15 protein-coding genes are annotated in these 13716 nt (G+C 63.8%); 14 read left to right on the top strand and 1 reads right to left on the bottom strand.

Annotation, left to right across the window (positions count from 1 at the left end; genetic code table 11):
• Positions 1-987 (top strand): HD-GYP domain-containing protein (locus AB4Z11_RS07200; protein WP_442023869.1); only part of this gene is annotated, 987 nt, incomplete at its 5' end.
• Here the strand turns inward: AB4Z11_RS07200 and AB4Z11_RS07195 are convergent.
• Entirely contained in the window at positions 984-2033 is a 1050-nt protein-coding gene (locus AB4Z11_RS07195) for a GGDEF domain-containing protein (RefSeq protein WP_442023867.1), read from the bottom strand. The two genes, AB4Z11_RS07200 and AB4Z11_RS07195, sit on opposite strands and share 4 nt — an antisense overlap.
• Positions 2034-2354: 321 nt before the next feature.
• Between AB4Z11_RS07195 and AB4Z11_RS07190 the strand changes: the two genes are divergently transcribed.
• The 13 genes from AB4Z11_RS07190 to AB4Z11_RS07130 all read left to right on the top strand — a co-directional run.
• Positions 2355-2531, top strand: coding sequence for a Flp family type IVb pilin (locus AB4Z11_RS07190; RefSeq protein WP_442023865.1), 177 nt, complete (start codon positions 2355-2357; stop codon positions 2529-2531).
• 21 nt (positions 2532-2552) lie between these two features.
• Entirely contained in the window at positions 2553-2990 is a 438-nt protein-coding gene (locus AB4Z11_RS07185) for a prepilin peptidase (RefSeq protein WP_442023863.1), read from the top strand.
• Between the two features lie 72 nt (positions 2991-3062).
• A complete protein-coding gene (locus tag AB4Z11_RS07180) occupies positions 3063-4409 on the top strand; it encodes an ATP-binding protein (protein WP_442023861.1) in 1347 nt (448 codons plus the stop codon).
• Complete coding sequence (gene cpaB / locus AB4Z11_RS07175; RefSeq protein WP_442023859.1) at positions 4406-5239, top strand: Flp pilus assembly protein CpaB; 834 nt, start codon at positions 4406-4408, stop codon at positions 5237-5239. The genes AB4Z11_RS07180 and cpaB overlap by 4 nt, the downstream gene beginning before the upstream one ends.
• Positions 5240-5248: 9 nt before the next feature.
• On the top strand, positions 5249-6598 hold the full coding sequence (locus tag AB4Z11_RS07170; protein WP_442023857.1) for a type II and III secretion system protein family protein: 1350 nt from the start codon (positions 5249-5251) through the stop codon (positions 6596-6598).
• Positions 6595-6849 carry a hypothetical protein gene (locus AB4Z11_RS07165; RefSeq protein ID WP_442023855.1) on the top strand — a complete coding sequence of 85 codons (255 nt, stop codon included), beginning with the start codon at positions 6595-6597 and terminating at the stop codon, positions 6847-6849. The genes AB4Z11_RS07170 and AB4Z11_RS07165 overlap by 4 nt, the downstream gene beginning before the upstream one ends.
• 2 nt (positions 6850-6851) lie before the next feature.
• Complete coding sequence (locus AB4Z11_RS07160) at positions 6852-8267, top strand: pilus assembly protein TadG-related protein (protein WP_442023853.1); 1416 nt, start codon at positions 6852-6854, stop codon at positions 8265-8267.
• Positions 8264-8731: a TadE/TadG family type IV pilus assembly protein gene (locus AB4Z11_RS07155; protein WP_442023851.1), complete on the top strand. Its 468-nt coding sequence runs from the start codon at positions 8264-8266 to the stop codon at positions 8729-8731. Before AB4Z11_RS07160 ends, AB4Z11_RS07155 begins: the two co-directional genes overlap by 4 nt.
• A complete protein-coding gene (locus AB4Z11_RS07150) occupies positions 8718-9269 on the top strand; it encodes a TadE/TadG family type IV pilus assembly protein (protein WP_442023849.1) in 552 nt (183 codons plus the stop codon). The genes AB4Z11_RS07155 and AB4Z11_RS07150 overlap by 14 nt, the downstream gene beginning before the upstream one ends.
• 27 nt (positions 9270-9296) lie before the next feature.
• Positions 9297-10469, top strand: a complete 1173-nt coding sequence (locus AB4Z11_RS07145; protein WP_442023848.1) for an AAA family ATPase — start codon at positions 9297-9299, stop codon at positions 10467-10469.
• A complete protein-coding gene (locus AB4Z11_RS07140; protein WP_442023846.1) occupies positions 10456-11799 on the top strand; it encodes a CpaF family protein in 1344 nt (447 codons plus the stop codon). The genes AB4Z11_RS07145 and AB4Z11_RS07140 overlap by 14 nt, the downstream gene beginning before the upstream one ends.
• A 9-nt stretch (positions 11800-11808) precedes the next feature.
• Positions 11809-12786, top strand: a complete 978-nt coding sequence (locus AB4Z11_RS07135; protein ID WP_442023844.1) for a type II secretion system F family protein — start codon at positions 11809-11811, stop codon at positions 12784-12786.
• A partial coding sequence (locus AB4Z11_RS07130; protein ID WP_442023842.1) for a type II secretion system F family protein occupies positions 12783-13716 on the top strand: 934 nt, incomplete at its 3' end. The genes AB4Z11_RS07135 and AB4Z11_RS07130, both read left to right, overlap by 4 nt.

Raw genomic sequence — 13716 nt, 5'->3', positions numbered from 1 at the left:
CTGGAAGAACTGGCCAAGCAGCCATCGAAGATTATCAAGACTTCGCTGGGCGAAGAGCTCAAGCGCGCGGCCCAGATCCGTCACCAGGCCGCAGGCGTGGTGCGCAATGTGATGGCAGATGCCCGTCTCGGCAAAGCCATTGAAATCGGCGCGGTGCAGCCGGTGGTGCAGAATATTACCGAGTCCATCCTGCGTAATCCGGGTGCTTTGCTGGGCCTGCTGCGCATCAAGGGCAAGGATGACTATACCTTCCTGCACTCCGTCAGTGTGTGCGCGCTGCTGGTGGCATTCTGCAACGCCCGCAATATGGATGAGGACATCATCCGCGAAGCCGGCATCGGCGGCCTGCTGCACGACACCGGTAAGGCCATGGTGCCGGATGCGATCCTGAACAAGCCCGGCCCGCTGACCGACGAAGAATTCGCCATCATCAAGAAACACCCGGAAGACGGCTGGAACATCCTGCGCCAGTCGCCGGACGTGCCGGCCATCGCCCTCGACATCACGCGCCACCACCACGAGCGCCGCGACGGTACGGGCTATCCGGACAAGCAGGCCGGCGACGAAATCAGCGAGCTGGCCCAGATGGCCGCCATCGTGGACGTCTACGACGCCCTGACGGCCGACCGCGTCTACCACAAGGGCATTCCTGCCGCGGCCGCGCTGCGCAAGATCTACGAGTGGAGCAAGCATCATTTCAATCAGACGCTGGTGCAGGAATTCATGCGCTGCGTGGGCATCTACCCGGTCGGCACCCTGGTGCTGCTGGAATCGGGACGCCTGGGCGTGGTGGTCGAGCCGCACGAAACCAATCTGCTGGCGCCGAAAGTAAACGTGTTCTTCAGCACCAAGACCAATGTCTACATCAAGCCGGAAACGATCGATCTGTCGCGCGGACTGGGTTTCGGCGGTGGGGACAAGATTGTGGGCCATGAGTCGGCGTCCAAGTGGAACGTCGATCCGATGCGTTTTATGACGCTGGCTTAGAAGAATTCAGCCGTATCGTTTGATTCGACTGTCTGCAGGCTGCCGCTGCTGACCAGCTCATCGTAGTGGCAGGCCATGTTGCGGCCGTGGCTTTTGGCGTAGTACAGCGCCTGGTCGGCACGGCCCAGAATGATCACCGGCGCTTCGTACGCGCTGATGCTGACAAAGCCCACACTCACCGTCACCCTTCCCACCTGAGGGAAATCATGCTCTTCCACGTTCTTGCGGAAGCGCTCGATGATCTTTTTCGCATTTTCCAGGTTGGAAGAACGCAGCAGCACCACGAATTCCTCGCCGCCGAAACGGAACACGCGGTCCTGGGCGCGGAAGGAGGATTGCAGCAGGTTGGCGATCAGGATCAGCACCTCATCGCCGTACAGGTGGCCGAATTTGTCGTTGACGGCCTTGAAATGGTCGACGTCGACCACGGCCAGCCACTGTTTCTCTTCTTCGTTGTGCTGGCGGCGCTCCAGGCCATCCGGCGGCACGGACAAAGCGTCCTGCTCGGCGGAGCTGGCCTGCAGCATCTTGGAAAGCTGGTCGTCGAAGGTCTTGCGGTTCAGCAGGCCGGTCAGGGAGTCGCGCTCGCTGTAGTCCAGCAGGTTCTGGAAATTACGGTAGACGCTGACGATGCCGCCAATGATGTGAATGGTATCGCTGGTGTAGGGCGTCGGATTGATAATTTCCAGACAAGTATCGGCCTTGTCGCCCATCCAGATCGGCAGCCACAGGGTGTGCTCGCCGCCCGCATTCATATAGTCCGCGCTGGACTCATGGCTGGCGATGCAGCGGGCAAGGGCAGGGTAGCTCGCGATCGGTTCGCCAGGGTTGGCGGGATCGATGATTTCTTCCATGCGGGCCGGCTGGCCGCGCACGATGATGGCGCGTGGACGCACAAACATTTGGCCGCGCACGTTCACCAGGCTTAGCACCCGGGTACGTGTAGCGGAGGCCAGTTCCTGAACCGCCGAAATCACAGAGATGTCGAGCATCGTGTGATCCCGGTGGCCGGTCATGTCCACCATATGTTTCAGAAGGGAATCCATTTGCGCTTAATGTTTCCGATTTTCAAGGCTCACAGTGACACCAAGCACGAGGCCTTTCCAAAAGACAGCTGACCAGCATAATGTCTTTTTGCATTAAGGGCAATTGTCTTTGCGTGTTTTCATGCAAAACGCCACGTTTGATGTCGCCAAATCTAGCGCGGATGCGACAGCCCCAGTTTGACATAGAACATCCGGACGTGCAGGGAAAATTCTGTGCGGAAACCTTGTTTTGTGTCAACTTGCCAAAAGGCACAACTCCTATAGTTGAGGCAATGGTGCGCAACGCAGGCGCCAGAGGCGTTCTTTTCTAAGGAGTCGATCATGAAAGCACTAATCGCAGCAATCCGGCGTTTCGGCCAGGACCAGCGCGGGCTGACCGCTATCGAGTATGGCCTGATGGCGGCGACCATTGCCTTGGCAGTTACCGCAGGAGCAACAAAAGTCAGCGACGGCCTGAACACGGTATTCACCGCCGTCAAGACAGCGCTGACCAGCTGACCGTGGCCGATGGCGGTAGCCATGCCGACTGTTTCGCAAGTTCTGCTGCTTTTCCTGGTTGGCCTGGCCGCCGCCTGCGACATCGCCAGTCGCCGCGTGCCGAACTTGCTGGTGGGCGCTGGCCTCGCCGCTGCGCTGTTATTGCACTTCGTAGCTGGTGGCCCGCTGGCGCTGCTGCGCCTGGGACTGGCAGGCGCGCTCGCTGGCGGGGCCATCTTTCTTCCCTTTTATCTGTTGCGTGGCATGGCCGCCGGCGACATCAAGCTGATGGCCATGGTGGGCGCCTTCGCCGGCCCGGTGGGCGCCTGCGTCATTGCCGTGCTCACCGCCCTGGCCGGCGGCGGCATGGCGCTGCTGATGCTGCTCGCTGCGCGCTGGCAAAAACGTCCCGTGGCGGGCCTGCCCTACGCCCTGGCGATCGCGCTGGGCACCGCCTGTGCCGTCGCCGCAACGCTGTAGTCGGCCTTGTTGCAGATCAATATCCGCATGGAAACCCCTCGCTATCATCGGTTCCTCACAAGGAGAAACGGCATGATCGACACCGAAGACATCCTGCAGGCATCCCTGGAACAGCCGCCGCTGCTGGCGCCGCCGCCGCGCACCGTGCGCGATACCGGCCTGGAGCTGCAAATGCTGGCGGAGCTGGCAACCAAATCGCTCTATCAGATAGGCAAGACCCATCTTCCCGTGCTCACCACCCGGTTGCGGCTGTCGATCAATGTGCTGCGCGAGGTGATGGATTTCCTGGYTGCCGAGCAGCTGGCGGAAGTGGCCTGGCGCGGCGAATCCGATATCGATGTGAAGTACCAGCTGACGGGCCGCGGCCGCGAATGCGCCGCCGACTGGCTGGAGCGCCGCCCGTATGCGGGTCCGGCGCCAGTACCGCTGGATGCCTACCGCAGCCTGGTGATGCGCCAGGCCGCAGCGCTGCCGGACGTGAGCGCGGAAGAAGTGGCGGCCGTGTTCGCCGACGACTACCTCGACACCCGAGTACATGAACTGGCTGGCGCTGCCATGTACTCGGCGCGTTCGCTGCTGCTGTACGGCGTTCCGGGCAGCGGTAAGAGCACCCTGGCGCGCAAGCTGGGACGCCTGCTGCAAGGCACGGTGGCGCTGCCTTATGCCATCGCGGTGGGGCAGGAAATCATCCAGGTATTCGACGCCACCATTCACCAGCCGCCACCCATCATGCCGGGCCGCACACCGCCGCAACGGAGCGCCGATCTGCGCTGGATTCTTTGCCAGCGTCCCATCGTGCATCTTGGCGCGGAGCTCAGCGCAGACATGCTGGAGCTGCGCTACGACGCCCACAGCGGCTGCTACCAGGCGCCGCCTCACTTCAAGGCCAACAACGGTCTGTTCATCTTGGACGATCTGGGGCGTCAGCGTGTGCCCGCATCGGCCCTGCTGAATCGCTTCATTCAGCCATTGGACGTGGGCATGGACCAGCTGGCGCTGCAAGGCGGCTTCAAATTCACCGTGCCGTTCCGGGCCATGCTGGTGTGCGCCACCAACTTCGAGCCGGCCACATTGCTGGATGCCGCCTCGCTGCGCCGCATCGGCTACAAGGTGCGCGTGCCGGCCTTGAGCGAGGCGAATTACCGCGCCCTGTGCCGCCAGCAGTGCCGCGCGCTGAATGTGGAGCTGGACGAAGCGGCGCTGAATTATCTGATGAATGAGCTGCATGCAGGCAGCGCCCAGCCGCTGCTGGCCAGCCTGCCGCGTGAAATTGTCAGCCGCGTGGCGGATTTCGCGGGCTTTGCGGGACAGGCGCCGCGTTTGTCCGCAGCCACGCTGGATCAGGCCTGGTCCAGCATCTTCGCCGGCTGCGCGCCGGCACGTTCCGAAGTCCCCGCTTTATACGAGAGCATCGCATGAAAAACCGGCGCGCCTTCGCGATGATGGGCCTGGCCATTGTGCTTGGCCTGGCCGCCGTGGTGCTGGCTTCGCGCTGGCTGCTGCGGCAAACGCCCGGTGCGGCGCGCATCGTGGTCGCGGCGGCGGACGTGAACCTGGGCCAGCGCATCGCGCCGGACATGGTGAAACTGGCAGACTGGCCATCCGCCAGCCTGCCGGCGGGCGTGCTGCGCGATCCGCAGCAGCTCAATGGCCGCGTGCTGAAAGCCAGTGTGCAGCGTGGCGAACCGCTGACCGAGGCCAAGCTGGCGCCGGCCGGTACGCTGGGCGGCCTGTCTGCCCTGATTACGGAAGGCCGCCGCGCGATCACGGTGCGCGTCAACGATGTGGTGGGTGTCGCGGGGTTTGCGCTGCCTGGCAATTTCGTCGATATCCTGGTCAATACCCAGGCCGATGGCGAAGCACAAGGCAAGGAGTCGGCCATCTCCAAGATCGTGCTGGAGCGGATTCTGGTGCTTGCCGTCGCGCAGGAAGTCTCACGTGACGACACCAAGCCGCGCGTGGTGAATGCGGTCACGCTGGAGGTGACGCCGGAACAGGCCGAGCGTCTGGATCTGGCGCGCAGCGTGGGGACCTTGTCGCTGGTGCTGCGCAACCAGGTCGATCCTCAGCCGGGCGTCACGGCTGGCGCCACCAAGCATATGCTGCTGGCGCGCGCCGAAGCCGCCGCTGCCGCGCCTGTGGCGCTGGCCGCCGATGTCACCGCGCCGCCGAAGCATGGCACCGCTACGCATGCGGCGCATTGCGTCGCCGTGATCAATGGCACCCACAGCAGCCAGGAATGCCTGTGAGGAGCCACCATGAACGCCATCCCGGCCCTTGCCCTTGCGACGGCGCTCGCCTGCGCACACGCATTTACCGCGGCAGGCACAGCCCCGGCAGCGCATAGCGGCGAAGGCCTGCGCTGCAACGGCGAGGCGGCGGCACCGGCGCATCTCGCACTCCATTTAGGCAAGTCCACCATGATGCGCATGCAGGAGCCTGTTGCCGCACGCGCCATCGGCAACCCGGCCGTGCTGCAGTCCTTGCTGGTGGCGCCCGACACGCTGTACCTGCTGGGGGTGGATGTGGGCAGCACCAACCTGATCGTGCAGGGCCGGAGCGGCATATGCAATGTGGTGGATATTGCCGTCGCCATGGACCCGGCCGCGCTACAGGGCACTTACGCCAGCCTCCTCCCGGAAGAGAAGGACATCCGCGTCAGTGCGGCTGCCGATGCGCTGGTGCTGAGCGGTTCCGTGTCGGATGGTCCAACGCTGCAACAGGCGCTGGACCTGGCCACGGCTTACGTGCGGCAGCCGCTGCGCCCCATGCAGGCGGCGCGTGAAGCTGCACCTGGGACGGCGCCTGCTGCGGCTGTCGCCCCGGCACCTGCCGCGCGTGTGATCAACATGCTGTCTGTGCGCGCGCCGCAGCAAGTCATGCTGGAAGTGAAGATCGCCGAAGTATCCAAGACCCTGCTGGACCGCCTGGAGGGCGGCGTCGATCTGCACTTCAGTACCGGCAGCTGGACCGCGCGGCTGCTGTCCAACTTCGTCAGCGGGAATATGCGCAGCATGCTGAATCTCGCTAAGAGCAATGGCAATTCGCTGCGCCTGGACGCGGAAAAGCAGGACGGCCTGGTACGCGTGCTGGCCGAGCCGACGGTCATTGCGATCAGTGGCCAGGAGGGCAGTTTCCTTGCGGGCGGCAAGATCCTGGTGCCGGTGGGGCAGGACAACAACAAAATCACGCTGGAAGAAAAGGAATTCGGTATCGGCCTGCGCTTCACGCCCACCGTGTTGACGGGAGGCCTGATCAATCTGCGGGTGGCGCCCGAAGTATCTGAACTGTCGCGCGACGGCGTGGGCATCAGCACGACGGGCTTTTCAGGCCGGGTGCTGCTGCCCCTGATTACGACGCGCCGCGCCAGCACCACCGTGCAGCTGCGCGATGGCCAAAGCTTCGCGATCGGTGGATTAATTCGCAACAGCCAGGTCAACAACGCGAGCACCTTGCCTTTGCTGGGCGAAGTGCCTGTCCTCGGCGCCCTGTTTCGCAGCAGAGATTTTCAGAACGATCGCAGCGAGCTGCTGTTCGTGGTGACGGCCTATCTGGTCAAGCCGCTGACCGGAGACTACCCGTTGCCCACCGATGGAGGCCAACCATGAGAGCACATCACGTCCTGATGCTGGCGCTGCTGTGCGGCTGCGCTGCCGCGCTGCCGCCGCCAACACCGTTTGTGCACGGCGAAGCCACGCGCCGCGCGCTGGCCATGCAGATTCTCGATCCGGATAGCAGCCGCTCGCGTCAACCCGTCAGCGGCATGGATGGCCGCAGCGCTGCCGCGGCCCAGCAGCGTTATGAGAAATCCTTCAGCGACGCACCGCACGAAGCGGCGCCCATCGTGCCAGGGAAATGAAGATGATGTGCTTCCGTCAGCGCGGCTCGGCCGCTGTCACTTTCGCGTTGATGCTGGCGGTGATGGTCGGCTTCTGCGGCCTGGCGATCGATCTCGGCATGATGTACTTCCGCAAATCGCAGCTGCAGAACGCGGCCGATTCCGTTGCGCTGGCGGCAGCCTTCCAACTAAACGGCACCACGGCTGGCGTGAACTCGGCGCGCATTGAGTCAGTGAACGTCGGCTCTAACCAGTTCATAGGGCAAGGCAACTCGCTCGAGTGGAGCGACACTGCCCTGACGTTCAGCGCCGATCCCGATGCCCCTGACAACGCCTGGCTCAGTATAGATGCGGCCAAAGCAACACCAGCCAATTTGCGCTACGCCCGCGTGAACACCAATGCATTCGGCGATCTGAACAGCGTGCGGCCACTGCTGATGGGTGTTCTGGGCTCCGGCAACGATCCGGTCAACCTCGCGGGGACAGCAGTGGCGGGGCCGCACGCCATGAATGTCCTGCCCTTTGCAATTTGCGCCATGAGCAGCACAGCCAGCGCCACGCGCGCCAACGGTGGCGCTGCGCAGGAGCTGGTCGAATATGGCTTCCGCTACGGCGTCGGCTACAACCTACTGAACCTGAATCCCGCTGCGGGCGCCACATCGGGCGAGTATTTCTATATCGATCCCATCGCGCCACCTGGTACGCCATCGCTGCAGGCTAATCTGAGCGACAGCCAGCTGGCGCCGTTCATCTGCAATGGCACGCTGGCCTACGCCACCCTGGCCGGCGCTCCGCTCAATTTGCGCCGGCCGGCCGGATTCAATTTGTGGCAGCAGCTGAATTCCCGCTTCGACAGCTATGGCGGCGCGCCTGCCTGCAATCCCGAAGCGGCGCCGCCGGACAGCAATATCCGCTCCTTCAGCGCCGCAGCGGCAACCTGGATGAATAACGCCGCGGCCCTGCAGACGGCGCAGGCGACAGCGCCGGCAGCGGGCCAGCCACTGCGCACGATTGCCGATCCCGCACCGGTGCTGCCGCCAGTGGCGTCGGGCCTGTACGGTGTGCTGTGGGCATACGGACCCGCGCGCCGCAGCACCGGCAGCAATTTCGGCACCGTCAACTGGCAGATCCTTTACCCTTCGGCGCCCGCCATGGCGCCGGGCGCTTGGCCGTCCAGCCCTGCGCCTTACAAGAACGCCGCCTATACCACTGCTCCTTCGCGCCCCGGCCGCAGCGGACGCCGCGTGCTGTACGTTCCCTTGCTGTCCTGCCCCGTGGCGGCGGGCCAGTACGTCACGGCGTCCGTACTGGCGGTAGCGCGTTTTCTGATGACCGCGCCCGCTACGTCCACTGTACTCAGCGCGGAATATGCGGGTGTGCTCACCACTGCCGCTGCCGGTGAGCCGCAACTGTCGGCGGAAGTGGAGCTGATTCGATGAAGCGGCCTGTCCTCGTACAGCGCGGCGTCGTGGCCATTGAAGTGGCGCTGCTGATACTGCCCTGTTTTTTCCTGCTGCCGACCATGCTGTATTTCGCGCGTATGACGCTGCACAGCATCGTGCTGCAACAAGCTGCCCAGAACTCCGGCCGCTACCTCGCTTCGGTGCCGCCGGAAGACATGACCGACGCGGCACGTCAGGCGGTGGTGCTGGATGTTGCCGGCAGGATCGTCAGCGATGCGGTCACGGGCGCGCATCTCGACAACCAGCCGCAGACAGTTATTTTCGTTTGCCAGAACAATCCTTGCTCGCAGCACACCTATTCGACGCTGCCGGCCCTCGTCGACACCCACATCACCCTGTTCTTCTCGGACCCCATTTTCATGGGCGTTGGCGGCTTTGCCGACCTGTCCGGCCAAAGCACACTGCAATACCAGGCGAGGCTGCCCTATGCATACCGATGAACAGCGCGGATCGGTAGGCGTGGAATTCATGCTGGCCTTTCTCTTCTTTATGGCCACGATGTTCGCGGTGATCGAGTATGCACGCATGATGTATCTGTGGAATTCGCAGCAGGAAGTCACGCGGCGTGCGGCGCGGGCCGCTGCGGTCACCAACTTTTCCGACGTCGCAGCCATGCAGGCATTGCGCCGTCGCGCCATCTTCCGCGACAGCGACGGCGCGCTGCCACTGGCGCCCGCGCTGACGCAGGACAGCGTGCGCGTCGAATATCTGTCGCTCAGCGCCAGTGGCGCGATGGCGCCGATTGCCGTGCTGCCCGGCTGCCCGGCCCGCAATGTGCTCAACTGCGCCATCGATCCGCACAGCGCGGACTGTATCCGCCTGATACGTGTCAGCGTTTGCGGCGACAGCAGCTGTTCTCCCATTCCCTACCAAGCCATGATGCCGCTGGTTCCCGTGCCCGCGTCGCTGCCGCCGGCCACCACGGTGCTGCGTGCCGAGTCACTGGGATTCCGGCCAGGCCAGGCCATGTGTCCCTGAACTGCGTTAGCCCCCGGAGGAAAGCCTATGAAAGCCCTGATGATCGGCAAAGACGGTCAATTGCATGCGGAGCTGGCGGCCCAGGGGGCGGCTCGTCTGCCTTCGGTGCAGTTCGTCGTTGCGCGTAATGGCTTGCGCGACGCGGTGGAGCGCGTGCTGCCCGAGGCGCCGGAGCTGGTGGTGTTTGATGCCAGCGAAGTGGAGCCCTGCGAAGCCGAGCTGGTGGAACGGCTGGCACTGCATTATCCGCAAGCGTCCTTCATTCTGCTGACGCGCGCGCCCCAGCATGATTTGCTGATCCGTGCCATGCGTGCCGGCATGCGTGAAGTGCTGCAGCTGCCACTGGTGCACCGCGCCTTTCACGAAGCCATGGATCGCATCGAGATCGAGCGCGGGCTGACACAGATGCGCGATGGGAAGGCGCTGTCCTTCATCTCCTGCAAAGGCGGTTGTGGCGCGACCTTTCTTGCCTCGAACTTTGCTTACGCACTGGCGGCGCTGGCCGAGAAGAAGGTGCTGCTGATCGACTTGCACGGCCAGTTTGGCGATGCGGTGCTGTATGTGTCGGACCAGAAGCCCGGCATGACGCTGTCCGGCGTGTGCAGCCAGATTGCCCGGCTGGACGGCGCGTTCCTTGAGTCTTCGCTGGTCCATGTGTCGCACAACTTTGGCGTGCTGGCGGCGGCGGACGATCACAATGTGGAGCCGAAGCCCGATCACATCGATACCATCCTGCGCGTGGCACGCCAGCATTTCGATTACATCCTGCTGGACGTGGGCCGCCAGATCGATGCGCTGTCCCTGCGTGCGCTGGACAAGTCCGACGTGATCTTCCCGGTGCTGCAACTGGCCTTGCCCGATATCCGCGATGGCCGCCGTCTGCTGGATATCTTCCGCTCCCTCGGTTATCCGTACGAGCGCACGCGCCTGATCGTCAACCGCTACGAGAAGGGCGGCAAGTTGCGCCTGTCTGATCTGGAGCATGCGCTGGGCGTCGACGTGATGCACACGGTGCCGAACGACTATCTGAACGCCACCGATTCGGTAAACCAGGGCGTGCCGCTCCTGCAGCTGGCGCGCAACAGTGCCTTGGCACGCAGCCTGGCCGAGCTGGTGGAAGTGGTGACGCAGCGCCGCACGCCGGAAAGCAAGGGTTTGTTCGATCGTCTGTTCAAGGGAGGCAGCAATGAGCCTGCGTGATCGTCTGGCCGCCGTGGAGCAGGACAGCGGCGTCGCCAGTTTGCCTGGGCTGGTCGCCACGGCTTACCAGGATCTGAAGAAGTCCATGCACCAGATGATCCTGGATCGCATCGATCTGGAACGCCTGAAGCGTCTGACGCCGGAGCAGTTCCGGCACGAGCTGGCCTTGCTGGTCCAGCGCATCATCGAAGACGAGCGCATTGTGCTGAACCAGTCGGAACGCCACCAGCTAGTGCTGGACATACAGCATGAGATGCTGGGCTTTGGTCCGCTGGAGCCGCTGCTGGCCGATCCCGGCGTATCGGACATTCTGGTCAACACCCATGCGCAAGTCTACGTGGAGCGCAATGGCCGCCTGGAGCTGACCGGCATCACCTTCCACGACAATGCCCACCTGATGAAGATCATCGAGAAAATCGTCTCGCGCGTGGGCCGCCGTGTGGATGAATCGAGCCCGATGGTCGACGCGCGCCTGCCGGACGGCTCGCGCGTGAACGCCATCATTCCACCGCTGGCAGTGGATGGTCCTATTCTATCGGTGCGGCGCTTTGCCACGCTGCCACTGACCATCGACAAGCTGATCGACTTCAAGAGCCTGACGCCGCCCATGGTGGAGGTGCTTCGGGCACTGGGCCAGGCACGATTGAATATTCTGATTTCCGGCGGCACCGGCAGCGGCAAGACCACGCTGCTGAATGTGCTGTCCGGCTTCATTCCCGCTACAGAACGCATTGTGACCATTGAGGATGCGGCGGAACTGCAGCTGCGGCAGCCCCACGTGGTGCGGCTGGAAACGCGTCCGCCGAATATCGAAGGCAAGGGTGAAGTGACGCAGCGCGCACTGGTGCGCAACGCCCTGCGCATGCGGCCCGACCGCATCATCCTCGGCGAGGTACGCGGTGCGGAGGCGATCGATATGCTGCAGGCGATGAACACGGGACACGAAGGTTCGCTGGCCACGATTCACGCGAACTCGCCGCGCGATGCCTTGTCGCGGCTGGAAAATATGGTGGGCATGGCGGGCGCCAATCTCAGCGCCCGCGCCGCGCGCCAGCAGATTGTATCGGCCATCACGGTGGTGATGCAGCTCTCGCGGCTTGCGGATGGTACGCGCAAACTGGTGAGCATGCAGGAAATTACGGGCATGGAAGGCGAGACGGCTGCCATGCATGAAATCTTCCATTTCGAGCAGACGGGCGTGGATGGTAACGGCAAGGTGCTGGGGCAGTTTTACGCAACCGGCGTGCGGCCACGCTTTGCCGACCGCTTGCGCGCCTTCGGCGTACCGGTGCCGGATAGCGTGTTCGATCCGGGCCGCGTATTCGAATGAGGAGGCGGCATGGACTATCTGCTGCCCGCGTTTTCCGTCCTGCTGTTTGCCGCTGTGATCTTCATGGTGGAAGGCGCCTGGCTGTGGTGGAGCAGTAACCACGGCAGTGGCGCGCGCCGTATCGCGAAGCGGTTGCGGTTGATGGCCGGCCGCAGCGAGAGCGGCGGCGACAACATCACCATCCTGAAGCAGCGGCGCTACGCTGATGCGCCCTGGCTGGAATCCTTGCTGCATCGTGTGCCGCGCGTGGCTGTGCTGGACCGTCTGCTGCTGCAGTCCGGGTTGCGCTGGCAAGTGGGCCGCTTTCTGGGCTGCTCTGCGCTGGCGGTGATGATGTCGATGCTGCTGCCGCGCGTGCTCGACCTGCACGCCATCCCGGCCGGCATCGTGATGCTGTCCGGCGCATGGGCGCCGGTCGCGGTGCTGATGCAGGCGCGCCGGCGGCGCATGCGCAAGGTCGAGCAGCAGTTGCCTGATCTGGCGGACTTTCTGGCGCGTGCGCTGCGGGCGGGTCATTCCTTCGCCAATGTGCTGCAGATGGCTGGCGAGGAAATGCCGGAGCCGCTGGGTGGCGAGTTCCGCGCCACGTATGAGGAAATCAATTTCGGCGTGTCGATGAACGAGGCGCTGCACAATCTGGCGGCGCGCGTGCCGCTGACGGATTTGCGCTATCTGGTGATCGCAGTGCTGATTCAGCGCGAGTCGGGCGGCAATCTGGCGGAGCTGCTGGACAACGTCAGCCGCATGACGCGCGCTCGCCTCAAGCTGCTGGGCCAGGTGCGTGTGCAGTCGGCGGAAGGACGCTTGTCAGCCTGGGTGCTGTCGGCACTGCCGGTCGGTGTGCTGGGCATCATGTCGATCACGAATCCAGCTTATGTCGCCGTGCTGTGGAATGACCCGGCTGGCGTCAAGCTGCTGTGGTATGCGGTGGGGGCCGTCGCTGTGGGCGTTCTGTGGATGCGCAGCCTGGTGAGGATCAAGCTATGAGCGGCGGCGAATTCCTGTTTCTGTTGATCGTCTTTCTGGTGGTGGCAGGCCTGGTGCTGGCTGCCACGCTGCTTTTTGCGTCACAATCCTTGCGCGAGCGCTTGCGCGGGCACGYACACGCGCCGAACGCGGCGCGGCCGGACGAGGGGGGCGGTCTGTGGATCGAGCGCGTTGCACGCGTAGCGGAGCCGTTCACCCRTCTCTCGCTGCCGGAGGAAGGGTGGGAGCGTTCCGCGCTGCGCATGCGCTTCATCAATGCCGGCTGGCGCAATGCCTCGGCGCCGACGCTGTACTTCGCTRCCAAGACCGTGCTGGCACTCCTGCTGCCTGCCTTGATGGCGATTCTGCTGGCCGGTTCCGGTTCGCTGATCTTGCGCCAGTATTTTCTGGCGCCCTTGCTGGGTGCTGCGGCGCTGGGCTATTACCTGCCCAACGGCATGCTGTCGCGCGCGGTGGACCGGCGCCGGCGCGAGATCTTCGAGAATATCCCGGACGCGCTGGATTTGCTGACGGTCTGCGTGGAGGCTGGCCTGAGCATGGAGCGCGCGCTCTCCAAGGTATCCGCTGAAATCATCATCAAGAGCGTGGTGCTGGGGCAGGAGCTGCAACTGGTGCTGATGGAGATGCGCGCGGGCTTCAGCAAGGAGCGCGCCCTGCGCAATCTGGCTCTGCGCACGGGCGTGGAAGACATGGATGCCCTGGTGGCGATGCTGGTGCAATCGGAGCGCTTCGGCACCAGCATCGGCGACTCGCTGCGGGTACATTCGGAAAACCTGCGGCAGAAGCGCAGCATGATGGCGCAGGAGGCAGCGGCCAAGGTGGCCGTCAAGCTGATGTTCCCGCTGATCTTCTGCATCTTCCCTGCGCTGCTGCTGGTGCTGCTGGGGCCTGCCAGCATTCAGATTAGCAGGATGCTGGGCGCTGTGGGCC

It is taken from the genome of Pseudoduganella sp. RAF53_2, from assembly GCF_052113985.1.
Taxonomy (GTDB): Bacteria; Pseudomonadota; Gammaproteobacteria; order Burkholderiales; family Burkholderiaceae_D; genus Rugamonas.
This window is presented reverse-complemented; position numbering and strand designations above follow the sequence as displayed.